23 protein-coding genes are annotated in these 22,963 nt (G+C 69.0%); 11 read left to right on the top strand and 12 right to left on the bottom strand.

Annotation, left to right across the window (positions count from 1 at the left end; translation table 11 throughout):
* Positions 1-51 precede the first annotated feature (51 nt).
* Positions 52-798: a DJ-1/PfpI family protein gene (locus ABIE65_RS00905; protein ID WP_354074926.1), complete on the bottom strand. Its 747-nt coding sequence runs from the start codon at positions 796-798 to the stop codon at positions 52-54.
* A 140-nt stretch (positions 799-938) separates the two neighbouring features.
* Between ABIE65_RS00905 and ABIE65_RS00900 the strand changes: the two genes are divergently transcribed.
* On the top strand, positions 939-2,525 hold the full coding sequence (locus ABIE65_RS00900; RefSeq protein ID WP_354074925.1) for an alkaline phosphatase D family protein: 1,587 nt from the start codon (positions 939-941) through the stop codon (positions 2,523-2,525).
* 19 nt (positions 2,526-2,544) lie between these two features.
* Here the strand turns inward: ABIE65_RS00900 and ABIE65_RS00895 are convergent, their stop codons facing one another.
* The 3 genes from ABIE65_RS00895 to ABIE65_RS00885 form a co-directional block, all read right to left on the bottom strand.
* Positions 2,545-3,450 (bottom strand): allantoinase PuuE, encoded by a 906-nt coding sequence (locus ABIE65_RS00895; protein WP_354074924.1) that lies wholly within the window; start codon positions 3,448-3,450, stop codon positions 2,545-2,547.
* A 10-nt stretch (positions 3,451-3,460) separates the two neighbouring features.
* Positions 3,461-3,937 (bottom strand): ureidoglycolate lyase, encoded by a 477-nt coding sequence (locus tag ABIE65_RS00890; protein WP_354074923.1) that lies wholly within the window; start codon positions 3,935-3,937, stop codon positions 3,461-3,463.
* Between the two features lie 104 nt (positions 3,938-4,041).
* Positions 4,042-4,836, bottom strand: coding sequence for an enoyl-CoA hydratase (locus ABIE65_RS00885; RefSeq protein ID WP_354074922.1), 795 nt, complete (start codon positions 4,834-4,836; stop codon positions 4,042-4,044).
* A gap of 80 nt (positions 4,837-4,916) precedes the next feature.
* Between ABIE65_RS00885 and ABIE65_RS00880 the strand changes: the two genes are divergently transcribed.
* From ABIE65_RS00880 to rpsI, 3 genes are all read left to right on the top strand, one after another.
* A complete protein-coding gene (locus ABIE65_RS00880; RefSeq protein ID WP_354074921.1) occupies positions 4,917-5,351 on the top strand; it encodes a PaaI family thioesterase in 435 nt (144 codons plus the stop codon).
* A gap of 131 nt (positions 5,352-5,482) precedes the next feature.
* On the top strand, positions 5,483-5,947 hold the full coding sequence (rplM, locus tag ABIE65_RS00875; RefSeq protein WP_354074920.1) for a 50S ribosomal protein L13: 465 nt from the start codon (positions 5,483-5,485) through the stop codon (positions 5,945-5,947).
* Between the two features lie 2 nt (positions 5,948-5,949).
* On the top strand, positions 5,950-6,438 hold the full coding sequence (gene rpsI / locus ABIE65_RS00870; protein WP_354074919.1) for a 30S ribosomal protein S9: 489 nt from the start codon (positions 5,950-5,952) through the stop codon (positions 6,436-6,438).
* A gap of 64 nt (positions 6,439-6,502) precedes the next feature.
* Here the strand turns inward: rpsI and ubiB are convergent, their stop codons facing one another.
* Together ubiB and ABIE65_RS00860 are read right to left on the bottom strand one after the other, a co-directional pair.
* Positions 6,503-8,020 (bottom strand): 2-polyprenylphenol 6-hydroxylase, encoded by a 1,518-nt coding sequence (gene ubiB, locus ABIE65_RS00865; RefSeq protein WP_354074918.1) that lies wholly within the window; start codon positions 8,018-8,020, stop codon positions 6,503-6,505.
* Positions 8,021-8,048: 28 nt separating this feature from the next.
* Complete coding sequence (locus ABIE65_RS00860; protein ID WP_354074917.1) at positions 8,049-8,807, bottom strand: class I SAM-dependent methyltransferase; 759 nt, start codon at positions 8,805-8,807, stop codon at positions 8,049-8,051.
* A gap of 104 nt (positions 8,808-8,911) precedes the next feature.
* Here ABIE65_RS00860 and mutM point away from each other — a divergent pair, with 104 nt between their 5' ends.
* The 7 genes from mutM to ABIE65_RS00825 all read left to right on the top strand — a co-directional run bounded on the left by mutM (position 8,912) and on the right by ABIE65_RS00825 (position 14,523).
* On the top strand, positions 8,912-9,763 hold the full coding sequence (gene mutM, locus ABIE65_RS00855; protein ID WP_354074916.1) for a bifunctional DNA-formamidopyrimidine glycosylase/DNA-(apurinic or apyrimidinic site) lyase: 852 nt from the start codon (positions 8,912-8,914) through the stop codon (positions 9,761-9,763).
* Positions 9,760-10,173, top strand: coding sequence for a hypothetical protein (locus tag ABIE65_RS00850; protein ID WP_354074915.1), 414 nt, complete (start codon positions 9,760-9,762; stop codon positions 10,171-10,173). Before mutM ends, ABIE65_RS00850 begins: the two co-directional genes overlap by 4 nt.
* A gap of 54 nt (positions 10,174-10,227) precedes the next feature.
* Complete coding sequence (locus tag ABIE65_RS00845) at positions 10,228-11,004, top strand: enoyl-CoA hydratase (RefSeq protein WP_354074914.1); 777 nt, start codon at positions 10,228-10,230, stop codon at positions 11,002-11,004.
* Between the two features lie 92 nt (positions 11,005-11,096).
* Entirely contained in the window at positions 11,097-11,555 is a 459-nt protein-coding gene (gene yajC / locus ABIE65_RS00840) for a preprotein translocase subunit YajC (protein WP_354074913.1), read from the top strand.
* Between the two features lie 23 nt (positions 11,556-11,578).
* On the top strand, positions 11,579-13,147 hold the full coding sequence (secD, locus tag ABIE65_RS00835; protein WP_354074912.1) for a protein translocase subunit SecD: 1,569 nt from the start codon (positions 11,579-11,581) through the stop codon (positions 13,145-13,147).
* A gap of 19 nt (positions 13,148-13,166) precedes the next feature.
* The gene (gene secF / locus ABIE65_RS00830) at positions 13,167-14,105 is read left to right on the top strand and encodes a protein translocase subunit SecF (RefSeq protein WP_354074911.1); all 939 of its coding nucleotides are present in this window, start codon (positions 13,167-13,169) and stop codon (positions 14,103-14,105) included.
* 46 nt (positions 14,106-14,151) lie between these two features.
* Complete coding sequence (locus ABIE65_RS00825) at positions 14,152-14,523, top strand: Mth938-like domain-containing protein (RefSeq protein WP_354074910.1); 372 nt, start codon at positions 14,152-14,154, stop codon at positions 14,521-14,523.
* A gap of 10 nt (positions 14,524-14,533) precedes the next feature.
* Here ABIE65_RS00825 and ABIE65_RS00820 read toward each other — a convergent pair whose 3' ends face one another.
* From ABIE65_RS00820 to ABIE65_RS00795, 6 genes are all read right to left on the bottom strand, one after another.
* Positions 14,534-14,776, bottom strand: coding sequence for an Lrp/AsnC ligand binding domain-containing protein (locus ABIE65_RS00820; RefSeq protein WP_354074909.1), 243 nt, complete (start codon positions 14,774-14,776; stop codon positions 14,534-14,536).
* Positions 14,777-14,813: 37 nt separating this feature from the next.
* Complete coding sequence (locus ABIE65_RS00815; RefSeq protein WP_354074908.1) at positions 14,814-16,403, bottom strand: DEAD/DEAH box helicase; 1,590 nt, start codon at positions 16,401-16,403, stop codon at positions 14,814-14,816.
* A 121-nt stretch (positions 16,404-16,524) separates the two neighbouring features.
* Positions 16,525-17,220, bottom strand: a complete 696-nt coding sequence (locus ABIE65_RS00810) for an HAD-IA family hydrolase (RefSeq protein WP_354074907.1) — start codon at positions 17,218-17,220, stop codon at positions 16,525-16,527.
* Positions 17,199-19,289 carry a hypothetical protein gene (locus tag ABIE65_RS00805; protein WP_354074906.1) on the bottom strand — a complete coding sequence of 697 codons (2,091 nt, stop codon included), beginning with the start codon at positions 19,287-19,289 and terminating at the stop codon, positions 17,199-17,201. Before ABIE65_RS00805 ends, ABIE65_RS00810 begins: the two co-directional genes overlap by 22 nt.
* Entirely contained in the window at positions 19,286-22,069 is a 2,784-nt protein-coding gene (locus ABIE65_RS00800; protein ID WP_354074905.1) for a DUF4159 domain-containing protein, read from the bottom strand. Before ABIE65_RS00800 ends, ABIE65_RS00805 begins: the two co-directional genes overlap by 4 nt.
* A complete protein-coding gene (locus ABIE65_RS00795; RefSeq protein WP_354074904.1) occupies positions 22,069-22,959 on the bottom strand; it encodes a DUF58 domain-containing protein in 891 nt (296 codons plus the stop codon). Before ABIE65_RS00795 ends, ABIE65_RS00800 begins: the two co-directional genes overlap by 1 nt.
* Positions 22,960-22,963 lie beyond the last annotated feature (4 nt).

Below are 22,963 nucleotides of genomic sequence, written 5' to 3'. Positions count from 1 at the left end.
GCCCGAAACAACCTGATCCGCGTCTAAGCAGCTAAAGGGCCGGTGCCTTGCTTAACGGGCGGAGCCGGGGGCGCCCAGTGTTCGGCCGATGCGTTCGGCGGCGGCGCGGCGTTGTTCGGTGATGCCGGCGCTGCGGCGTTTCAGGCGCGCGACGAGTTCGGGGCTGGCGCTGCGGACCGAGCCGCTGTCGTAGGGCGGGTGCGGGTCGTATTCGATCTGGAGCTGGATCTCACGCGCCTTCTCCTCGCCGTGCAGCTTGGCGACGACGGCGAGGCCGAAATCGATGCCCGAGGTGACGCCGGCCCCGGTGACGGTGTTGCCGTCGACGACGACGCGCTCGGGCGTCGGAATCGCGCCGAGCAGGGCGAGCTGTTCGATGGCGCCCCAGTGCGTCGTCGCGCGCTTGCCCTTCAGCAGGCCGGCGGCGCCGAGGACGAGAGAGCCGGTGCAGACCGACGTGACGAGCGACGCCCCTTCGCCGGCCGAGCGGACGAAGGCGATCAGATACTCGTCCTGCATCGCTTCCAGGACCCCGGGACCGCCGGGGATGAACAGGATGTCCGGCGTGCCGTAGGTGGAGAAGGTCGCGGTCGGCGTGAAGGTCAGGCCCTGGGCGTCCTTCACCGGCTCGATATGGTGCCAGAGCAGGTCGACCTTGGCGCCCGGCATCCGCGCCAGCACCTCGAACGGGCCGGTCAGGTCGAGCTGCGTCATGCGCGGGAAGATCACCATCGCGATGCGGCAGGGGGCGGGCGTCTCGGGCATCGGCATGTTCTCCGGCAGTGCGTCGCGGCGCATGATAGCGGGACCGTCCACCGGCGGAAACGTGGCGCGTACTGCTGTGCGCGTCATGAGGCTGCAACAGCCGAGTCACCGCCGCGACACGCGGCGGCGCTAGGGTCCGGGGCCGAGAAGCCGAGCCTGTGCCAGGAGACATCATGCGCCGCACCAACCTTGTCCAGCCGCTGACTCGACGCCTGTTCATGGGGCGGACCGCATTGATCGGCGGCGGGCTTGCCGCCTCCGGCCTCCTGGCACGCTCCGGCCTTGCGGCGCCGGCGTCGATCACTTCGGACAAGGTCCGGCCGACGATCCCGAACGGGGTGCAGAGCGGCGATGTTGGCATGGATCGCGGCATCGTCTGGAGCCGCACGGACAGGCCGGCGCGGATGATCGTCGAATACTCCACGACGGAGTCGTTCAAGAACCCCCGGCGGGTGGTCGGCCCGGCCGCGCTCGACGTCACCGACTTCACGGCGAAGGTCGACCTGCGTGACCTGCCGCCGGGGCAGACGATCTTCTATCGCGTGCAGTTCGAAGACCTGGCCGAGCCCGGCATCGTCAGCGAGGCCGCGGTCGGCCGCTTCCGCACCGCCCCGGGCCATGCCCGCGACGTCGCCTTCGTCTGGTCCGGCGACACCGCCGGCCAGGGCTGGGGCATCAACGAGGATTGGGGCGGCATGAAGATCTACGAGGTGATGCGGAAGTCGGAGCCCGACTTCTTCATCCACTCGGGCGACACGATCTATGCCGACGGCCCGATCCAGGCCGAGGTGAAGCTGCCCGACGGCACGCTCTGGAAGAACGTGACGATCGAGGAGAAGTCGAAGGTCGCCGAGACCCTGGCGGAGTTCCGCGGCAACTTCCGCTACAATCTGATGGACGCCAACGTCCGCCGGCTGGCGGCCGAGGTGCCGATGTTCGCGCAGTGGGACGACCACGAGACGACGAACAACTGGTATCCGGGCGAGATGCTCGACGACCGCTATACCGAGAAGAGCGCCTCGCTGCTCTCGGCCCGCGCGCGGCGCGCGTTCAGCGAGTACATGCCGATCCGCGAGGAGCCGACCGATCCCGATCGCATATATCGCGCGATCAGCTACGGGCCGCTGCTCGACGTCTTCTTCCTCGACATGCGCACCTATCGCGCCGCCAACAGCGGCAACCGCCAGCCGGTCGCGGGGGCCGAGACGGCGTTCATGGGCGCGGACCAGATCCGCTGGCTGAAGCAGCAGCTGCTCGCCTCGCGCGCCACCTGGAAGGCGATCGCCGCCGACATGCCGATAGGCATCGTCGTCGCGGACGGCAAGGAGGCCTTCGAGGCGATCGCCAACGGCGACGGCCCGGTGCTCGGCCGCGAGCACGAGATCGCCGACCTGCTGCGCTTCATCAAGCAGAACGGCATCCGCAACACGGTGTGGTTCACGGCGGACGTGCACTACACGGCCGCGCACTATTACGATCCCGGCAAGGCGCAGTTCACCGACTTCGAACCCTTCTGGGAGTTCGTCAGCGGCCCGCTGAACGCGGGTTCGTTCGGGCCCGGCAAGATGGACGACACGTTCGGGCCGCAGGTCGTCTACACGAAGCATCCGGACGGCAAGGCCAACACTCCGCCGACCGCCGGCCTGCAGTTCTTCGGCGAGACCAGGATCGACGGCCGCACCGAGGTGATGACCGTCATGCTGAAGGACCTGAAGGGCGACACGCTCTACAGCGTCGACCTCGAGCCGAAGCTCGGTTGATCGGGCACGGGCAGGGGCGTCACCCCTGGTAGGGGTGATGCTCCATCCAGTGCCGGGCGATGTCGATGCGGCGCGTCACCCAGACGCCGGCGTGCATCTGGACGTAATCCAGGAAGCGCGCGAGGCCGGCAGCGCGGGCCGGGTGGCCGATCATCCGCATGTGCAGGCCGACCGACATCATCTTCGGCTGGGTCCGGCCCTCGGCGTAGAGCATGTCGAACGCGTCGCGGCAGAAGGTGAAGAAGTCGTCCCCCGTGGCGAACTTGCCGCGGCCGAACTGCGCGTCGTTGTTGGTGATGCTGTAGGGCACGACGAGGTGCGGCTTGCCGTCGACCTTCACCCAGTAGGGCAGTTCGTCGTCGTAGGCGTCCGAGTCGTAGAGGAAGCCACCCTCCGCGACGACCAGCTTCCGGGTGTTCACGGACGGCCCGTAGCGGCAGTACCAGCCGAGCGGGCGCTCGCCCATCATGTTCTCGAACGAGGCGATCGCGCGCCGGATGTGGTCGCGCTCCTCGGCCTCGGTCAGCTTGTAGTGCGGCACCCAGCGCCAGCCGTGGCAGCAGATGTCGAAGCCGGAGGCCTTGATGGCCGCGGCCGCGGGCGGGTTGCGTTCGAGGGCGAGGGCGCAGCCGAAGATCGTCATCGGCAGGCCGCGCTCCTGGAACAGGCGCATCAGCCGCCAGAAGCCGACGCGCGAGCCGTAGGCGAACAGGCCCTCGCCGGCGAGGTCGCGGCCGACGACGCCGGGATCGGCGGTGCCGGCCTCGGTGAGCGCCCGTTCTGTATAGCCCTCGCCGTCCTGCACGGAGGGTTCGGAGCCCTCCTCGTAGTTCATCACGAAGTTGATCGCGATGCGGGCGCCGTCCGGCCATTTCGGGTCCGGCGGATCGTTCGCGTAGCCGATGAGGTCGCGGTCGTAGGTCATCGCATTCTCCTCATCCGGCGATGCGCACGGGCTCGGGCAGGGTGAAGAACTCCTCGTCGCCCTTGCCGCCGTCGCGCCACATGAAGACGGCGAACGGCGCCCGGGCGCCGAACACCGTGTTCGGATGGTGCCAGACGTTCATACGGTAGGTGATGCCCTGGCCGGGCGCGGGCAGGAAGGCCCGGGCGCGGCGCATGTCCGGGCCGCCGTCGGCGGCGTGCGGCGCCACCATGACGACCCAGCGGGTCGGCGCGAGGGGCACGAAGGTCTGCGAGGAGAATTCGTGACGCTCCATGATCGTCGCGTCGAGCGGCAAGTCGGCGACGGGGAGGGCGCAGGAGAGGAACAGGCTGGGCCAGGCGTCCGGTCGGCCGTTACCCAGGGCCTCCTCGTAATAGAGGCGCCCTTTCTCGACGGGCGCCTCCAGTACGTCGCCATAGGGAGCGAAGGCTTCCTTCGTCAGCGGCTCTGGCGTGATGGTCAGCATGGCGCGGATCTGGCCTCGCGGCGGCGGGGGCGGGTCAGCAAGGCCAGCAAGTTCCACGCCATGGCGCTCTCCTCCAGTCGGCGGCGCGCCGGCCGTTATGCCATTCAGCCGTTGCGCCAGACGGGCGGACGCTTCTCCAGGAAGGCGTCGATGCCCTCGGCCGCATCCTGCTTCATCATGTTCTCGACCATGACGCCGCTCGCATAGGCATAGGCTTCCTCCAGGCCGAGCTCAATCTGGCGGTAGAAGGCCGTCTTGCCGATGGCCACCACGGTGCCGGAATGGGCAGCGATCTTTCCGGCCAGCGCGGCGACGGCGTCGTCGAGCGCATCGGGCGCGACGATCTCGTTCACAAGCCCGATGCTCTGTGCGGTCGCTGCATCGACGATGTCGCCGGTGACGAGCAGGCGCATGGCCTCCTTGCGGCCGACGGCGCGCGTCAGCGCCACCATCGGGGTCGAGCAGAACAGGCCGAGCTTCACGCCGGGGGTGCCGAACTTCGCGGCATCGGAGGCGACGGCGAGATCGCAGGTCGCGACCAGCTGACAGCCGGCGGCGGCGGCCGGACCGTGGACGCGCGCGATCACCGGCTGCGGCATGCGGGTGAGCGTCAGCATCAGGCGGCTGCACTGGTCGAACAGCGCTTGCTGCGCCGCGCGGCTGGGATCGGCGCGCATCTCGCGCAGGTCGTGGCCGGCGCAGAAGGCGGGGCCGCTGCCGGCGATCACCACGACGCGGGCCTCAGGGTCCTCGGCGATGGTATCCAAGGCGGTCTGGAGATCCGTCATCAGCGCGCGCGACAGCGTGTTGAACGCCTTGGGCCGGTTCAGCGTCAGGGTGACGATGCCGTCGCGGTCGTCGCGCAGCAGCAGCGGCTCGGCGTTGGGCAGGTGGTTCATGACTGGCCTCGCGGTGCTTCCGATCACGGTCGCTGGGGTGGAAGATAGGCCCGTCCGCGCCAACCGACCAAGGGAAAGCCATGCCAGCCGCCGCCATCGCTGCCGTTACCGCCGCCGCGTTCCAGGCGCTCGTCCGCGAGGCCGTGCCGATGACCCGGATCCTGCGGCCCGAGGTCGAGCGGCTGGAGGATGGCTTCGTGCGTATCCGGGCGCCGTTCGACCCGGATTTCCTGCGGCCCGGCGGCACGGTCTCCGGTCCGGTGCTGATGGCTCTGGCGGACATCACGATGTACGGCCTGGTCATGAGCCGGGCCGGGGCGGTCGAACTGGCGGTGACGACGCATCTCAACATGGCCTTCCTGCGCCGCCCCGCCGCGGCGGCCGTGGTGGCGGAGGGAAGGCTGCTCCGCATGGGCCGGCGGCTCGCCTTCGGCGACGTGCTGCTCTACAGCGAGGGCGTCGCCGACCCCGTCGCCCAGGCATCCGTCACTTACGCAATGCCGTCAGAGGCTTGATATCGCGGTAAAATGGTAGTTCATATCAAGTGGCTGTTTTAAAACGAAAAATCGATTGTTGTTGACGCCTTTGGTGCACCCCCCTATATCCCGCCGCCACACGGGATGGCGTGAGGCCAGCGGACGGACACATGAAGACCTATTCAGCCAAGCCGGCGGACATCGAGCACAAATGGTGCCTGATCGACGCCGAAGACCTTGTGCTCGGCAGGCTCGCGACGATCGTCGCGATGCGCCTGCGCGGCAAGCACAAGCCGATGTTCACGCCGCACATGGATTGCGGCGACCATGTCGTGATCGTGAATGCCGAGAAGGTTCGCCTGACCGGCAACAAGATCACCGACAAGATGTACTATCACCACACCGGTCATCCGGGCGGGATCAAGGAGCGCTCGGCGCAGCAGATCCTGTCGGGCCGGTTCCCGGAGCGGATCATCGAGAAGGCGGTGGAGCGCATGGTGCCGCGCGGCCCCCTCGGCCGCGACGTCATGCGCAAGCTGCACGTCTATGCCGGCGCGGAGCACCCGCATGGCGCCCAGCAGCCCGAGGCGCTGGACGTCGGTGCGATGAACGTGAAGAACAAGAGGAGCTTCTGAGCATGGCTGCGGATGCACATTCGCTCGCCGATCTGAAGTCCGCGCTCGGAGGCAGCACGCCGGTCGAGACGGACGACGCGCCCCGCGAACCGAAGATCGATGCGCAGGGCCGGTCCTACGGCACCGGTCGCCGCAAGAACGCGGTCGCCCGCGTCTGGATCAAGCCGGGCAGCGGCAAGATCACGGTCAACGGCCGCGACGGCGAGAACTACTTCGCCCGCCCGAACCTGCGTCAGGTTCTGCTGGCCCCGTTCGTGACCACGAACCGCGCCAACCAGTATGATGTCTGGTGCACGGTCGCCGGTGGCGGCCTGTCGGGTCAGGCCGGTGCGGTCCGTCTCGGCATCAGCCGCGCGCTGATCTGCTACGAGCCGCCGCTGCGTCCGGCGCTGAAGAGCGCGGGCTTCATGACCCGCGACCCGCGCGTCGTCGAGCGCAAGAAGTACGGCAAGGCCAAGGCGCGCCGCAGCTTCCAGTTCTCGAAGCGCTGATCGCCTGGCCTCACGGCCATCGAAGGAAGGGCGTCCCGTTCGGGGCGCCCTTTTTCGTTGACGCTCAGACCGCCGCGAGAGCCACCGCTAGGAAGACGAGCGCTGCGAGCCACGGCCAGAACCGCGGTCGTGCCCGCACGGATCGTTGCTCCCGGTCGGCCTCCGCCTCGGCGATCCGGTCCGCCGCCGTCTCCATCTTGTCGAGCAGTTCGGGCAGGCGGACGACGTTGGCGACGAATTCGGCCGCGAAGCGGCGCATCCGCGCCTCCGGGCCGCGGTTCTCGCGCAGCCAGTCCTCGATCAGCGGCCGCGAGAGCGTCCACATGTTGATCGTCGGGTCGAGCTGGCGACCCATGCCCTCGGCCATCAGCATCGTCTTCTGCAGGAGGAGCAGCTGCGGCTGCGCCTGCATGTCGAACCGTTCGGTGACCTCGAACAGCTGAGCCAGAAGACGGCCGATCGAGATTTCGTTCAGCGGCCGCTCCATGATCGGCTCGGCGATCGAGCGGACCGCCTGGGCGAAGGATGCGGGCGACTGGTGGCGCGGGATCCAGCCGGCGCGGAAATGGACGTCGGCGACCAGGTCGTAGTCGCGCATGACGAAGCCGATCAGCATGTCCGCCAGATGGTCTCGGGTGCTGCGGTCGAGCCGGCCCATGATGCCGAAGTCGATCACCACCAGGGTGCCGTCGGCGGCGATGAAGGCGTTGCCGGCATGCATGTCGGCGTGGAAGAAGCCGTCGCGGAAGACCTGGGTGAAGAAGGAATTTGCGGCGTGGCTGAGGATGGTGCGGACATCGTGCCCCGCCGCGATCAGCCGCTCCTTCTCGTCGACGGGAATGCCGTCGATCCATTCCAGGGTCATGACGCCGCGGGCCGTGCGCTGCCAGTCCACCTCGGGCACGCGGAACCAGGGCACGTCGATGAAGTTCTCGCGCAGTTCCGAAGCGGCGGCCGCCTCGAGGCGCAGGTCCATTTCGCTGCGCACGCTGTCGGCGAAGGTCTCGACCGCCTCCACGGGCCGAAGGCGGCGCATTCCGCGGTCCAGCCGCTCCGTCAGTCGGGCGAGCCAGAGAAAGAGCGAGAGATCGCGGGCGAAGCCGGCTTCCACGCCGGGCCGCAGCACCTTCACCGCCACGACCTCGCCTTCCGTCGTCACCGCGCGATGGACCTGGGCGATCGAGGCCGCCGCTACGGCGTTTGGATCGAAGGTGGAGAACAGCGTCTCCACCGGCCGTCCCAGTTCGCGGGCGACGACGCTCATGGCAGTGTCGCCGTCGAAAGGGGTCAGCCTGTCCTGCAGGCGGGACAAATCCTCGGCGACGTCGGCGCCGAGGAGGTCGGGGCGCGTCGACAGGGCCTGCCCCAGCTTGATGAATGTCGGGCCCAGTTCCTGGAGCGCATCGGCGAGCCGCTCGCCCCGCCGTCGCGTTCCGGCCGTTCGCTCACGCCCCAGCCGGCGCGCCAGCCATCCGACGCGCGGCGTGCCGGAGAGGAGGGCGAGCGGGAAGAGGGCGTCATGGCGCGACAGCGTCCGGGCGATGACGATCAGGCGGGCGAGATTGCGCAGGCCGGCGATCATGCGGCTGTCCGGGACACGCGCACCCCGATCAGAGGCGCCATCCGGAATGGAGGGCGACGATGCCGCCCGACAGGTTCCGCCAAGTCACCCGCTCGAAGCCGGTGGCGCGCATGCGTCCCGCGAGGTCTTCCTGGGGCGGGAACCGCCGGATGCTCTCCACCAGATACTGGTACGCCTCGCGGTCGCCCGCCACGACCTTGCCGAGGATCGGGAGGACCTTAAAGGAATAGGTCTCGTAGGCTTCCGCCAACAGGGGCACGGCGACGCGCGAAAACTCCAGGCAGAGCATCCGGCCGCCGGGCTTCAGCACCCGGTACATCTCGGCCAGCGCACGGTCGATGTGGGTCACGTTGCGCAGAGCGAAGGCGATCGTGCAGGCGTCGGCGCAGCGATCGGGAAAGGGCAGGCGCTCCGCATCGCCGCCGGCCCAGCCGGGCCGGCCCACGAGGCCGCGGTCGACGGCGCGGTCGCGGCCGACCGACAGCATCTCCGCGTTGACGTCGCAGACGACGATATCGCCTGGGACCGTCGCCTGCCGCGAGCCGATCCGGTCGATGATGCGGAACGCGATGTCGCCGGTTCCCCCGCCGACGTCGAGGATCGTCATGCCGGGCTGCGGATCGAGCGTGTCGACGAGCACCGATTTCCACAAGCGGTGGACGCCCATGCTCATCAGGTCGTTCATCAGGTCGTAGCGCGGCGCGACGCTATCGAAGACGCCGCGGACCATGGAGGCCTTGCCCGCCGCCGGGACGGAGCGGAAGCCGAACGATACGGGCTCGTCCATCGCGGGGTCCTGGGTGCCGGATGCCGGCTGCCGCGCGGTATCGGCGGTGTTTGACATGGGCCGGAACATAGCGCGCGGCACCCGTTCGCGCTAGCTTGGCGCCCATGCCCGAATTGCCCGAAGTCGAGACCGTTTGCCGCGGACTGCGTGCCGCACTGGTCGGCCGCCGGCTGGTGCGCGTGACCGTGCGCCGGCCGGACCTGCGCTTCGCCTTTCCCGAACGCTTCGCCGAGCGCCTGCAGGGGCGGCGCGTGGTGACGATCGGCCGCAGGGCGAAGTACATCCTCGCCGAACTGGACGACGGCGCGATCTGGATGACGCATCTCGGCATGGCGGGGCGCATGGTGCTCGGCTCCGGGTCTCTCAACGAGGTCGGCCTGCACGAGCATGTGACGATCGAGACCGACGACGGCCAACATGTCCGCTACATTGATGCGCGCCGGTTCGGCTTCATGGATCTCTTCCCCAAGGCGGGGTTGGATGCGCACCCGCGGCTCGCCGGGCTCGGCCTGGAGCCGGTGGGCGCCGATGTCGCGCCGCTGACCGGACCGGTGCTGGCGGGCCTGTTCGCCGGCAGGCTGGCACCGCTGAAGGCCGCGTTGCTGGACCAGCGCCTGATCGCCGGCCTGGGCAACATCTACGCCTGCGAGGCGTTGTTCCGGGCGCGGCTGTCGCCGACGCGCATCGCGGGCACCGTGACGGGCGCACGGGCGGCGCGCCTCGCCGAAGCCATTCGTTCGGTGCTGGAGGATGCGATCGCGGCGGGCGGGTCGTCCCTGCGCGACTATGTGCAGACGTCAGGCGAGCTGGGATATTTCCAGCACAGCTGGGCCGTCTATGGGCGGGAGGGAGAGGCATGTCCGGCCTGCAACTGCGATCGGCGCGTGACTGGCGGCATCAACCGTCTGGTCCAGTCGGGGCGATCGACGTTCTTCTGCGTGAAGCGTCAGCGATGATGATGTACTGTGTGGCGATGCAAAGGCGCACGCACATCACGGTCGTCCTTCTGGCGCTTCTTCTCGGCACGTCCGGCCTTCTCGGTGCCGCAGCCGAGAGCCGTGCGAACGAGGTCGGATTCGTCGACGGCTTCGAAGACCTGCCGCTGATGCCGGGGCTCGCCGTCGACGCTACGGCCGGCGTGCTGTTCGAGAAGCCGACCGGCCGGATCGTCGAGACGATCGCAGGCGGCAGGCCGGCGGTCGCCGATATCCGCTCCTTCTACGATGCGACCCTGCCCGAACTCGGCTGGCAGCCTGTCGGCGGCTTCGGCGGCCTGCTGTTCAAGCGCAGCCAGGAAACGCTGCAGATCGAGATCCGCGACGACCGACGTACGCGCCAGGTGCGCTTCTTCCTGACACCCGGCTGACGGCGAAAACGCCGCGCCCCAACGCCCGCCCATTCCGAGGAGACGAGAGCCCTCATGCCTTACGACAATATCATCGTGGACAAGCGCGGCGCGGTCGGGCTGATCACCCTGAATCGCCCCAAGGCGCTGAACGCGCTGAACGGCGCGCTCGTGGCCGACGTGGCTGCAGCCCTCGATGCGTTCGAGGACGACGACGACATCGGCGCGGTGGTGATCACCGGCAGCGAGAAGGCGTTCGCCGCCGGGGCCGACATCAAGGAGATGCAGTCGAAGTCCTACATGGACGTTTACCTGGAAGATTTCATCACGAAGGGCTGGGAGCGGGTGACACGCTGCCGCAAGCCTGTAATTGCGGCGGTTTCAGGCTATGCGCTCGGCGGCGGGTGCGAACTGGCGATGATGTGCGATTTCATCCTCGCGGCGGACAATGCCAAGTTCGGCCAGCCCGAGATCAATCTCGGCACCATTCCGGGGGCCGGCGGCACACAGCGCCTGCCGCGCTTCGTCGGAAAGTCGAAGGCCATGGAAATGGTCCTCACGGGCCGCATGATGGACGCGGCCGAGGCCGAGCGTTCCGGGCTCGTCAGCCGGGTCGTGCCGGCGGCAGACCTGATCGACGAGGCGATGAAGACCGCGGAGGCGATCGCCGCCAAGTCGCGCCCTTCGGTGATGATCGCGAAGGAGTCCGTGAACCGGGCCTACGAGACGACGCTGGCGGAAGGCGTGCGGTTCGAGCGGCGCCTGTTCCACTCGACCTTCGCGACCGAGGATCAGAAGGAAGGCATGGCGGCGTTCGCCGAGAAGCGGCAGCCGCGCTTCTCCAACCGCTGAGTTCCGCCTTCCGCGCCGGTCCGCCGCAGTTGCATGCGGTGGACCAGTCTGTATAGTCCCGCCCTCTTCGCGGCGGAGCTTTTGGAGCGAAAATGTTGATCTCACCGGCCTATGCGCAGGCTGCCGGCGGCGGGGGTGCATTCGACATCGCGGCCTTCCTGCCCCTGATCCTGATCTTTGCGGTCTTCTATTTCCTGCTGATCCGGCCGCAGCAGAAGAAGGTCAAGCAGCATCGCGAGTTGGTCAGCAATCTGCGCCGCAACGACCGTGTCGTTACTGCGGGCGGCATCATCGGCACGGTCTCCAAGGTCGTGAACGACGCGGAGGTCCAGGTCGAGATCGCCGAGGGCGTGCGAGTACGGGTCGTGCGGTCCCAGATCATCGAGGTGCTGGCAAAACCGGCACCGGCGACGCGGACCAAGAAGGAGCCCGAGCCGGACGAGGAGACGGCACCGGAGGTCGATGAGCCGGCCGAGACGGTCGAGGATGCGTCCGCCGAGCAGCCCCCGGCGAAGAAGGGTAGCGGTCTGTTCGGGCGCAAGGGCGGCTAGCGCAGCCGCGCGGAGGCGCTCACATGCTATATTTTGCCAAGTGGAAGATCGGGGTCATCCTCGCGATCTGCTTCCTGGGCGTGATCTATGCCGCGCCGAACTTCTTCCAGAGCCGCGCGCTGGAAGGGCTGCCGACTTGGCTGCCGGTGCAGAAGATCAATCTCGGCCTGGACCTGCAGGGCGGTTCGCACCTGCTGCTCGAAGTCGAGGTCGACGCCGTCGTGCGCGACCGCGTCCAGGCGCTGGAGGGCGTCGTTCGCGCCGCCCTGCGTCCGCAGAACATCGGCTATACCAATCTCGGCACGCGCAACCGCGTGGTGAGCTTCACCCTGCGGGAGCCGGAGCGGGCCGACGAGGTGCGCCGGCTGATCCGCGCCGAGGACAGCACGGTCGACGTCACCGTCGGTGACAACGCGCTCGTCACCGTCGCCATGCCCGAGGCGGAAGAGAGACAGATCCGCGACAGCGCGATCCAGCAGTCGATCGAGATCGTCCGCCGCCGCATCGACGAGACCGGTACGCGGGAGCCGACGATCCAGCGGCAGGGCGAGAACCGCATCATCGTGCAGTTGCCCGGCGTCGACGACCCGGAGCGGATCAAGAGCCTGCTCGGCGAAACGGCGAAGATGGACTTCCATCTGGCCGATACAACCGCGACCGCGGCGGATGCACGGGCGGGCCGCCTACCGGCCGGGTCGGTTCTGCTGCCCGGAACGAGTTCACAGGGGCAGGAGACGGAGTATGTCGTCCGCCGCCGCCCGATCGTCAGCGGCGAGCATCTGATCGACGCACAGCCGTCGTTCCAGGATGGTCAGCCGGTCGTGCGTTTTCGCTTCGACACCCAGGGTGCGCGCCGATTCGGCCGTGCGACGCAGGAGAATGTCGGCCAGCCGCTCGCCATCGTGCTCGACAACAGGGTGATCAGCGCCCCGGTGATCCGGGAGCCGATCCTCGGCGGCGAGGGTATCATCTCCGGCAGCTTTACGGTGCAGGGCGCACAGGACCTGTCGCTGCTGCTGCGGGCTGGTGCGCTGCCGGCGCCGCTGAAGATCCTGGAGGAGCGGACGGTCGGTCCCGGCCTCGGTCAGGATTCGATCGATGCCGGCAAGATCGCCAGCATCGTCGGCATGGTTCTGGTCGTGATCTTCATGGTGCTCGCCTACGGCCTCTTCGGCCTGATGGCCGACATCGCGCTGCTCTTCAACATGTCGCTGATCGTGGCGTCCCTGTCGGTGCTGCAGGCGACTCTCACGCTGCCCGGCATCGCCGGCATCGTCCTCACCATCGGCATGGCGGTCGATGCGAACGTGCTGATCTTCGAGCGGATACGCGAGGAGGTGAGGCTGGGACGCACGCCGATCTCGGCCGTGGACGCCGGCTACAAGCGCGCCCTGACGACCATCGTCGACGCGAATCTGACGACGCTGATCGCAGCCATGCTGCTGTACATCTTCGGGTCGGGTCCGGTGCGCGGTTTCGCCGTCACCCTGGCGATCGGCCTCGTGACGTCCATGTTCACGGCCATCTGGGTCACGCGGCTGATGGTGGTGCTGTGGCTGCGTCGGCGGCGCCCGCAGACCCTTCCGATCTGAGGAGAGCCGGATGCGACCGATGAAGTTCGTTCGACCCGGTACGACGATCCGTTTCATGGAACAGCGGATCTTGGCCTATATGGCCTCGGCGCTGCTGATCGTGGTGTCGGTGGTGGCCTTCGCCGTCCAGGGACTGAACTTCGGCATCGACTTCACCGGCGGCACGCTGATCGAGATTCGGACGGCGGAGCCGGCAGACACCGCTGCAATGCGCGGAACGCTGTCCGATCTCGGGTTGGGCGGCGTGTCCCTGCAGGAGTTCGGCAGCCCCCGCGACATCCTGATAAGGCTCCAGCAGCAGGAGGGCGACGAGCAGGCCCAGATTGCGGCGATCGAGCGGGTTAAGGAGGCACTCGGTGCGGGGGTGGAGTATCGGCGCGTCGAGTACGTCGGCCCACAGGTGGGTGAGGAACTGATCCAGTCCGGCTTCATGGCCGTCGGGCTCGCGCTGCTGGCGATCCTCATCTACGTGTCGTTCCGGTTCGAGTGGCAGTTCGGCGTCGGCGCCGTGATCGCGCTGCTGCACGACATTACGGTGACCGTCGGAATCTTCGCGATCACGCAGATCGAGTTCAACCTGTCGACGGTCGCGGCGGTGCTGACGATCATCGGCTATTCGATCAACGATACCGTGGTGGTCTTCGACCGGGTCCGCGAGAATCTCCGCCGCTACAAGAGTCTGCCGACGACGGAGATCCTGAACCGGAGCATCAACGAGACGCTGTCCCGTACGCTGCTGACGTCGCTGACCACGCTGCTCGCCCTGGGCGCGCTCTACGTGCTGGGCGGCGAGGTGATCCGTGGTTTCACCTTCGCGATGATCTGGGGCGTGATCATCGGGACCTATTCTTCGGTGTGGATCGCGGTACCCGTGCTGCTCCACCTGGGGCTACGCCCGGGAACGGGTTCCGGAACGCAGCAGGACGCCATCGAGGCGAGCCAGCCGGAAGCCACCTGAGCCTTCGGCTGGCTGCGCCGCGTTTGCGGCTGAGGAGGCGTGAGAGATGGAACTCGCCCAGGCCAAGACACCGGGTCGTCAGGTGATCGAGAGCTATGGCGCCGGCCGCTTCCGCGTGAGCGGCACGGTTCACGAGGGTTCGGTAATCGTCTTCCCCGACCGCACGGAGCCCTGGCGGATTGCCGCGTTCGATCAGATCGATCAGGGCAGCTTCGCCGGCATCACTGCGGCCGACGTGGATCTGCTGCTGCTTGGATGCGGGCCGCGCATGTGCCTCGTACCGCGTTCCATCCGCCAGCCATTACGCACGGGAGGCGTCGTCCTGGAGCCGATGGCGACCGGGGCGGCGTGCCGCACGTTCAATGTGCTGATGGCCGAGGGGCGGCGGGTGGCCGCGGCCCTGATCGCGGTGGAGTGAGGCAGACCGCTCAGGCGAACGCCTTGAAGGTGATCAGCGTGAACGTGTCCTTGATGCCGGGCAGCGTCTGAAGCCGTTCGGTGACGAAGCGGCCGACGTCGGCATCGGAGTCCAGGTAGCACTTCACCAGCAGATCATAGTCTCCCGAGGTGGAGTAGACCTCGGACGCCTGCTCGATCTGCTGCACGAGGGAATCGGCCACGTCGTAGGCCTTGCCCAGCTCGCACTTGATCATCACGAAGATCGGCTTCATGCGCTGCTCCCGTGTGGGCGTCGCGAGGTCTTGCGCCTCAGCGCGCGCGGGCGATCGGCACCGGCCTCAGCAGAAACGCGGGAACATGGTCGCCGAGTCCGAGGGGCGCGGGTTCGTCGTCCTGCTCGTGCCGACCGCTGCGCCGCGGACGACGATCGTCGCGGCCGTTGGCGGCCTCGACGCGCTCGGCTGGCGCAGGGGCGGGTGTCGGCCGCGCGGCGGCGGGACGGCGACGCCGGGGGGCATCGCGCTGCTCGTCGACCTCGACGGAGGCTGGCGCATGCGCTGGTGGGGTCGGCGACGGCACGATCTCGACCGCGTCCACTCGCACGGGGGCCGGCACAGAGGCCTGAAGCGGCGCCTCGATTTCGCTCTGGGCGGGCTTGCGACCTCGGCTCCTGGAGCGCTCGGCGGCAGGCTTCGGCGAAGATGCGCCGCGTGCCGGGCTGCGACCGCGACCGCGACCGCGCCGCCCACCGTCCTCGTCCGCCGCGAACTCCGTCGGCTCGATGTCCGGGATCACGAAGCGGGTAATCGCGCGGCCGAGCATCTTCTCGATGGCCTCGACGAAGCGGCCGTCGTCGGGGCTCGCGAGCGTGAACGACTTGCCGCTGCGGCCGGCACGTCCGGTGCGGCCGATGCGATGGACATAGTCCTCGGCATGGATCGGCACGTCGAAATTGAAGACGTGGCTGACATGGTCAATGTCGAGGCCGCGTGCCGCCACGTCGCTTGCCACCAGCAGCCTAACCTGGCCCGTGCGATAGCGATCGAGCGTCTCGGTCCGCTTGTGCTGCGGCATGTCGCCGTGCAGCGCAACCGCGTCGAAGCCGTACTTTACCAGCGACTTCAACAGGATGTCGACGTCGCGCTTGCGGTTGCAGAAGATGATCGCGTTGCGGACATCCTCGGCGCGCAGCAGTTCGCGTAGCGCCTCGCGCTTGTCCTCGTCGTGGACGATCGTGAGATGCTGCTCCACCGTGAGAGCCGGCGAGGCCGGCGGTGCGACGGAGATTTCCTTCGGGTTCGACAGGAAGGCGTCGGCGAGACGACGGATCTCCGGCGCCATCGTCGCCGAGAAGAACAGCGTCTGGCGCAGCGGCGGAAGCAGCGACACGATCCGCTCGACGTCCGGGATGAAGCCCATGTCAAGCATGCGATCGGCCTCGTCGATCACCAGCACCCTCACGTCGGTGAGGATGATCTTGCCGCGCTCGAACAGGTCGAGCAGGCGGCCGGGCGTCGCAATCAGCACGTCGACGCCGCGCTCGAGCAGGCGCTGCTGCTCGGTGAAGGATTCGCCGCCGATGAGCAGGGCCATCGAGAGCTTGTGATATTTGCCATAGACGTTGAAGTTCTCGGCCACCTGGGCCGCCAACTCGCGCGTCGGCTCGATGATCAGCGACCGCGGCATCCGTGCCCGTGCACGGCCCGCAGCGAGGATCTCGATCATCGGCAACGTGAAACCGGCCGTCTTTCCGGTACCGGTCTGGGCGCACCCCAGGACGTCGCGTCCCATCAGGACGACAGGGATCGCCTGCTCCTGGATCGGCGTCGGCTGCGTATAGCCCGCATCGGCTACGGCACGCAGGACACCGTCGCCAAGTCCGAGATCAGCAAAAGTCATGAGAATGAAAAATACTCGCCGCGATCGTTGTGAATTCGCTGCTGATACATGGGCCTCCGCGGTCCGCATGTCAAAGGTCGATAAGGCCCCGGCGCAGTCTGCGGAACAGCGAGGGGCGACCCTAGCGGGAGGGGAGGAGCGAAGACAGCGCGCCGCTGTCCGCCGCGACAGCGAAAGCGCCGGCCTCCTTCAGCCTCGCGCCGTGTCCCGGCAGGCAATGGCCTCCCGCGGTGAAGCCGATGACCCGCATTCCGGCCGCGACGGCGGCTTCCACGCCGGCGAGGCTGTCCTCGACGACCAGGCACCGGTGCGGCGGAACGTCCATCCGGCCGGCGGCGAACAGGAAGAGGTCCGGTGCCGGCTTGCCGCGCGCGACCTGCGTCCCGCTGAAGATGTGGGGGGCGAAGCGCTCGTACAGGCCGACGAGGCCGAGGGAGTGTCGGAGCCGCTCGGGCCCGCTGCTCGACGCGACGCAGGTGCGGCAGGGCAGGGCGGCGACCACGTCCGCTATTCCCTGAACCGCTTCCAACTCGGCTTCGAAGGCGGCCGCGAGTCGGTCATGGATCAGATCGGGAATGCCGGCGGGCAGGGGACGACCGTGGCGCGCCTCCAGGTCCGCGAACATGGCTGCGGCGCCGATCCCGACGTAGCGGCTGCGCACCTCGTGCGCCTCCGTCGGAAAGCCGGCTTCGGTGAGGCACGCGGCATCGACCCGGCAGGCAATCGACTCGCTGTCGATCAGCACGCCGTCGCAGTCGAAGATCACGAGGTCCGTCGAAGCGTGCGGCGTCATGGTCAGCGTGCCTCGCGCCGCCATGCAGCCACCAAGTTGCCGCAGATCAGGACCAGCAGCGCCAGCGGCGGGAGCAGTGGGATCTCGCGGACGCCGGTCACCGTGTAGTCGCCGTTGACGCGCAGTCCGATCCAGCCACGGCCATGCGCCCCCGAATCCGGGCGGACACGACGGATGTCGGGAATGCCGTCGACCAGCCAGCGCACGTCGCCGCCGGTCGTCTCCGCAGCCGGCGTCAGCCGCCGCGTCGTGGCACGGACATCGGTGAACTCGACGGGGTTCGGCGGGCCGGCGGCGGCTATGGCGGTGTTCGACCCGTCTTCGATGCGATAGAGGCCCGCCTGGGCGATCGGAACGGACGCGGTGGAGTGGCCGCCGGTGCCGTCCTCCAGTGTGACCTCGGTGCGCGTCCCGTCGGGTGCCACGATGGTTACCGGCGCCGGATCCGGCGCCAGGCTCTGTCGCTGGATCAGCAGCCGGTCGCCCGAGATTTCGGCGCGCAGGGCGTCTTCCTCGAGGTCGGGCTCCTTCATCAGCCAGTGCGCCATGCGGCGGAGCAGTTCGCCGTGCGGCCCGCCGCCTTCGAAGCCGCGCGCCCAGAGCCAGATGTGATCGCTGAGCAACTGCCCGACACGGCCCTCGCCGATACGGCTGAGGACGAGCAGCGGCCGGTCGTCGGCCCCGGTCATGAGCGTTTCGCCCTCGCGGACGTCGGCGTCGACCTGCCGGAACCAACGGCCCCATGGGGCGCCGCGCGCGGCGCGCTCGGCGAGGCCTGCGGTTACCGGATGGCGCTCGCCGAGGGGGGTCACCTTCGGCCGGAAACCGCGTTCGATCACGCGTCCGGTGGGCTCGCTCGGCAGGACCTGCCCCAGCGGCGTGCGGTAGAGCGTCGCGAACGGTTCGGCGAAGCCGGGGCCGACCGCTTCCAGCAGGGCGCCGCCGTCCTGAACGAACTTGGCGATGTTGGAGAGGTAGAGCTGCGGGATGACGCCGCGGCGCGAGTAGCGGTCGAAGATCACGAGATCGAACTCGGAGAGCTTGACCTCGAAAAGCTCGCGGATGGGGAAGGCGATCAGCGAAAGCTCCCGAATCGGCGTCGCGTCCTGCTTCTCCGGCGGGCGGAGGATCGTGAAGTGGACGAGATCCACCGCCGGATCCGACTTCAGCAGGTTGCGCCAGACGCGTTCGCCCGCGTGGGGCTGCCCCGAGACCAGAAGCACCCTCAGCCGGTCGCGGACGCCGTTGATGACGACGACGCCGCGATTGTTGATGTCCGTCAGTTCGCCGGGCGCAGAGGCTGTCTCGAACTCGACCACGGTGCCGCCCGCCCGTTCGATGGGGATGCGGACGATCTCGTCGCGCCCCGACAGCAGATTGAGCGTCCGTGCCGGCTGCCCGTCCTGGCGGATCGCCACGGGAACGACGGTGGGGCGATCGCCCGAGAGCGGCAGGTCGTCGACCCGGATGGTGACCTCGACCTCCTGTCCGACGATGCCGAAGCCGGGGGCGCGCACGATGCGCAGGGTCCGGTCGCGTTCGGCGGGGCGACCGGTCAGCAAGGCGTGCACCGGCGCACCGGGCTGTGCGTCGCCGGCCGAGGGCGCGTCATGCACCTGTCCGTCGGTGACGAGAATGGTGCCTGCGCGGCGCTGCACCGGTACATCGGCCAGTTCGCGCGCGATGGCGCCGAACAGCCGGGTGCCGCCTTCTGTCGGCTCCGTCCCCGGCGCCAGCTTCTCGTCGCCGACGCGAACGACCCTGACGTCGAGATCCCGCAGGTCCGACAGTTCCTCCTGAAGCCTGGCGACGGCCTCTTCGCGCTGCGCCGTCCTGTCGCCGACGCCCTGGCTGCCCGATTCGTCGACGACCAGCAGGGCAACGTCCTGCTGCGGCCGCCGCTGCTCCTCGACGAGCGACGGGTTGGCGAGGGCGAGCAGCAGCAGTGCCAGCATACCGGCGCGCCACACCATGCCCCGTGCACTACGTACGAAGCCGAAACAGATCGGGAGGAGGGCCACGGTGGCGAGGGCCCCGATGGTCCACCAGGGAACGAACGGGCTGAACGCGATGCTGGTGAGAGCCGCGCTCATTCGCCGAGCCGCTCCAGAATGGCGGGAACGTGCACCTGATCGGTCTTGTAGTTGCCCGTCAGGACATGCATCACGAGATTCACGCCGAACCGCCACGCCATTTCGCGTTGCTGCTCACCGCCCGGAACGACCGGGAGCAGCGGCTGCCCCTCGGGACCGGTCGCCCAGGCGCCCGCCCAGTCGTGCCCGCCGATGATCACGGGCGAGACGCCGTCGTTCCGATTCCCCGACGTCGCTTCCACCCAGACCGATCCGCCGGTCCAGCGGCCGGGAAAATCGTGCAGGAGATAGAACGCCTTGGTCAGGACGTGATCGGGCGGGACCGGCGTCAGCGAGGGTAGGTTGACCCCCCGCAGGATCTCCCGGAGCTTCCGGCCCTCCGGTGTCACCAGCTGCGCGCCGAGATCGAGGGTTCCGGCGACGGCGCCCTGGTCGCGGGTATCGAACAATACGGTGCCGCCGTTCTGCAGATAGGCCAGAAGGCGCCCGTGCGCACGCGACGTCAGCGCAGGCTGTTCTGGCATGACCGGCCAGTAGAGCAGCGGGAAGAAGGCGAGTTCGTCGGTCTCGATATCCACCTCGATCGGGTCGCCGGGTTCGATCGAGGTGCGCTGGCTGAGGGTCCGGCTGAGTCCACCGAGGCCGGCGCGACTGATGCGGTCGACATCGGCGACTCCGGTGCGGACATAGGCCAAGTGGGTCTTCAGGGTGGCGGCGAGCGCCGCCTCCTCGGATACGCTCGGTTCAGCGGTCTGGGCCTCGGCAAGCGGGGCGCCCGCGGCCAGTCCCGCGGCCAGTCCCGCCGCCGCGACGAACGAGACGGCCGCGGTGCGCCGCAGGGGGCGGCCGAGTCCGGTGAGATGGCCGCGCAGGCCGAGGGCGATCATCAGGTCGGCGAGCGCCAGCAGGACGGCGCCGACCAGAAGCCACGGCTTCAGGTCGCGCTCGGCGGTGCCGCGGCCGAAGGTGCCGATGGCGACACCTCCCGGCAGGTCTCGCGGAAACGGCGTCAGCGCCGCGAGGGAGGGGCTCAGGTTAAAGGCCCGGACCCCCGCAGCGTCGCCGTAGAATCCGGGCGGCCGATCAGGTCCGGGTGCCGTCCGGAGCATGTCGGACACCGCGATCGGTCGGATCGGGCGTGTCGGCCGTTCGAGCCGGCCGGCGCCGTCGAGCACTTCGACCGGTGGCAGGGGGCCTTCGGCGTCGCCGCCGGTCACCCCCTGGCTGAGGGCGACGATCCGCTGCAGCATCTGAACGAACAGGCCCGACATCGGCAGCGACGACCAGTCCGCAGACGCCGTCGTATGGAACAGGACCAGCCATCCCTTGCCGTTCGGTGCGCCGGTGACGAGCGGGGTGCCGTCCGCGAGGCTGGCCCAGGTCTTCTGGACGAGGTCGATGCTGGGCTCGGCGAGGAGCTGGCGCGACACCGTCACCTCGGCCTGCGGCGCCAAGCCTGCGAAGGGGCCGTCGGCCGCGAAGCCCGACAGCGGCTGCGGCTGCGACCAGGACAGCGCACCGCCGAGGGCGCGGCCGCCGACGCGCAGCGTCACGGGCAGGAGGTCGTCGCGGCCGTCCGACAGGTCGGGGCCGGCAAAGCGCAGCAACACCCCGCCCGCCTCGACCCAGGCGTCCAACCGGGGGCGCACATCATCCGGGATGGTTACCGCATCGGTGATGGCGATGACTGCCAGACGGCCGTCGAGCAGTTCGGACAGGGAGCCCCTGCGCAGATCGGTGTAGGTCGCGAGAGCGCGGGTCAGATAGTGCAGGTCGTCGAGCAGCGGGTGGCCGGACTGGACCGCGCCGGAGACGGCGATGCCGACCGGGCGGCGGCGCCAGCCTTCGTCGAGCAGGAACGTCGCGCCGGCGCTCGGCTCCTCGTCGATGCGCAGTACGGCCAGCGCGTTGAGAATCTCGCTTGGGAGGTCCCGGGCGGTTTCCGCCTGGGTCGCGTCCGGCGCGAAGGCGAGTTCCTCACGCAGCACGGTGCGTCCGTCGGTGGCGAGGCCGCGCATGAAGAGACGTTCCGGGCCGATCGCGGCGGCGCGCTCCGCCACGAGCGTCAGCGTCAAGCCGTCGCGTCGGGGCGCACGGATCAGACGGGCCGCCTCCGCCCGCGGATCGGTGACGACTTCGAGGCGGCCGAACCGCTGGAGGCGTCGCGCGAGCACCGCCACATCCTGCCCCTCGACGCCTTCCGCGATCCAGCGCACCGACGCCGGCGCATCCAAAGACAGGCCGTCGAGGCGCCTTGCCGCCGCGGCGCGGTCGACCGGCCACGGCTTAGGCTCCAGGGCACGCACGGCGGCGCGGACGTCCGCCGCCCGTTGCAGCGATAGTTCGGGCGGTGGCTCGCCGCTGGGGGCCGCAGCCGTGGTCAGAAGCACGACCGGCCTCTCGGTCCGTTCGGCATCGTCGAGCAGAGCGTCTACCGCAGCGATTCGCGCTGGCCAGTTGCGGGCTGCCGCCCAGCCGTCGTCGACGACGATCAGGATGGGGCCCGTCCCGATCCGGCCGACGGCTGGGTTCAGGATCGGATGGGCGAGGGCCAGGATGACCAGCGCCGCCAGCAGCATGCGCAGCAGCAGCAGCCAAAGGGGCGTGCGCGCCGGCGTCTCTTCGTCCTGGCGCAGGCCGAACAGCAGCCGGATCGCCGGAAACCGTACCATCCGCGGTGCCGGCGGCGATATCCGCAGGATCCACCAGATCAGCGGCAGCAGCAGCAGCGCGCCGAGGATCGGGGCGGAGAGGAAGGCGAGCGGCCCGAGCTGCAGCATCAGACGCTCGGCGCCAGCGTGAGCGCCCGGTGCAGGGCCAGAAGCGCCAGGTGGGGTGGAGCGTCGGTATGGTGGGTGGCGAACGTCCAACCCAGCTGCCGTGCCAGGACCGCAAGGCCCGCTCGCTGCGCCGAGAGGCGGCTGAGATAGTCGGGCCGCAGGCGCTCTGCCCGGCGGACGAGCAGCGAGCCTTCATGCTCCAGGCCCTCGAAGCGGATGCGGCCGCGCATGGGCAGGGCCTCCTCCGCTGGGTCGAGCACCTGCAGCAGGTGTCCGCGTGCCGCCTGCGCCGCGAAGGTCCGCATGCGTGCCTCGATCTCCGGCAGGGGATCGAGGAAGTCACCGAACATCACGACCTGCGCATGCCGCGGAACCGGCACGGGCGGCGGCATTCCGATCGCGTCGTCCGCCGACGGCTCGCCGCGCTCCACGATGTCGGCAATCCGGCCGAGTCCGGGAACGCCGCGAACGGGCGGCGCGGCGTCGCCGAGCAGGCCGACCTGCTCGCCGCTGCGCAGCAGGAGCGAGCAGAGCGCGAGCATGAGCACCGTCGCGCGCTCCGCCTTTTCCGGGAGCGTGCGCGCCGACCGCCAGCGCATCGACGGCGACACGTCGCGCCACAGCAGAAGGGTCTGGGCGGATTCCCACTCGTTCTCGCGTACGAAGACCGGCTCCGCGCGCGCCGAACGGCGCCAGTCGATCGACCGGACCGAATCGCCCGGCTGATAGTGACGAAACTGCCAGAAGGCGTCGCCCGGACCGGATCGGCGGCGGCCGTGCACGCCGGGAGAGACGGTCTCGGCGATCCGCAGGGCGGCCAGCAGCAGCGGCGGCAGGCCGGCTCCCAGCCGTTCGGCATCGAGACGGGATCCGGCACGCGGCGCTGTCATCGGG

The sequence above is a fragment of the Constrictibacter sp. MBR-5 genome (assembly GCF_040549485.1).
Classification (GTDB): Bacteria; Pseudomonadota; Alphaproteobacteria; order JAJUGE01; family JAJUGE01; genus Constrictibacter.
This window is presented reverse-complemented; position numbering and strand designations above follow the sequence as displayed.

What these genes read in the sequence shown, in the direction of transcription:
- ABIE65_RS00885 (WP_354074922.1), bottom strand. Translation starts at nt 4,836, where the DNA reads ATGAACCACCTGCCCAACGCCGAGCCGCTGCTGCTGCGCGACGACCGC.
- ABIE65_RS00800 (WP_354074905.1), bottom strand. Translation starts at nt 22,069, where the DNA reads ATGCTGCAGCTCGGGCCGCTCGCCTTCCTCTCCGCCCCGATCCTCGGC.
- ABIE65_RS00795 (WP_354074904.1), bottom strand. Translation starts at nt 22,959, where the DNA reads ATGACAGCGCCGCGTGCCGGATCCCGTCTCGATGCCGAACGGCTGGGA.
- ubiB (WP_354074918.1), bottom strand. Translation starts at nt 8,020, where the DNA reads ATGATCGCCGGCCTGCGCAATCTCGCCCGCCTGATCGTCATCGCCCGG.
- ABIE65_RS00815 (WP_354074908.1), bottom strand. Translation starts at nt 16,403, where the DNA reads ATGACTTTTGCTGATCTCGGACTTGGCGACGGTGTCCTGCGTGCCGTA.
- ABIE65_RS00845 (WP_354074914.1), top strand. Translation starts at nt 10,228, where the DNA reads ATGCCTTACGACAATATCATCGTGGACAAGCGCGGCGCGGTCGGGCTG.
- yajC (WP_354074913.1), top strand. Translation starts at nt 11,097, where the DNA reads ATGTTGATCTCACCGGCCTATGCGCAGGCTGCCGGCGGCGGGGGTGCA.
- secF (WP_354074911.1), top strand. Translation starts at nt 13,167, where the DNA reads ATGAAGTTCGTTCGACCCGGTACGACGATCCGTTTCATGGAACAGCGG.
- ABIE65_RS00890 (WP_354074923.1), bottom strand. Translation starts at nt 3,937, where the DNA reads ATGCTGACCATCACGCCAGAGCCGCTGACGAAGGAAGCCTTCGCTCCC.
- ABIE65_RS00860 (WP_354074917.1), bottom strand. Translation starts at nt 8,807, where the DNA reads ATGGACGAGCCCGTATCGTTCGGCTTCCGCTCCGTCCCGGCGGCGGGC.
- mutM (WP_354074916.1), top strand. Translation starts at nt 8,912, where the DNA reads ATGCCCGAATTGCCCGAAGTCGAGACCGTTTGCCGCGGACTGCGTGCC.
- rpsI (WP_354074919.1), top strand. Translation starts at nt 5,950, where the DNA reads ATGGCTGCGGATGCACATTCGCTCGCCGATCTGAAGTCCGCGCTCGGA.
- ABIE65_RS00805 (WP_354074906.1), bottom strand. Translation starts at nt 19,289, where the DNA reads ATGAGCGCGGCTCTCACCAGCATCGCGTTCAGCCCGTTCGTTCCCTGG.
- ABIE65_RS00905 (WP_354074926.1), bottom strand. Translation starts at nt 798, where the DNA reads ATGCGCCGCGACGCACTGCCGGAGAACATGCCGATGCCCGAGACGCCC.
- ABIE65_RS00850 (WP_354074915.1), top strand. Translation starts at nt 9,760, where the DNA reads ATGATGATGTACTGTGTGGCGATGCAAAGGCGCACGCACATCACGGTC.
- rplM (WP_354074920.1), top strand. Translation starts at nt 5,483, where the DNA reads ATGAAGACCTATTCAGCCAAGCCGGCGGACATCGAGCACAAATGGTGC.
- ABIE65_RS00810 (WP_354074907.1), bottom strand. Translation starts at nt 17,220, where the DNA reads ATGGCGGCGCGAGGCACGCTGACCATGACGCCGCACGCTTCGACGGAC.
- secD (WP_354074912.1), top strand. Translation starts at nt 11,579, where the DNA reads ATGCTATATTTTGCCAAGTGGAAGATCGGGGTCATCCTCGCGATCTGC.
- ABIE65_RS00820 (WP_354074909.1), bottom strand. Translation starts at nt 14,776, where the DNA reads ATGAAGCCGATCTTCGTGATGATCAAGTGCGAGCTGGGCAAGGCCTAC.
- ABIE65_RS00895 (WP_354074924.1), bottom strand. Translation starts at nt 3,450, where the DNA reads ATGACCTACGACCGCGACCTCATCGGCTACGCGAACGATCCGCCGGAC.
- ABIE65_RS00900 (WP_354074925.1), top strand. Translation starts at nt 939, where the DNA reads ATGCGCCGCACCAACCTTGTCCAGCCGCTGACTCGACGCCTGTTCATG.
- ABIE65_RS00825 (WP_354074910.1), top strand. Translation starts at nt 14,152, where the DNA reads ATGGAACTCGCCCAGGCCAAGACACCGGGTCGTCAGGTGATCGAGAGC.
- ABIE65_RS00880 (WP_354074921.1), top strand. Translation starts at nt 4,917, where the DNA reads ATGCCAGCCGCCGCCATCGCTGCCGTTACCGCCGCCGCGTTCCAGGCG.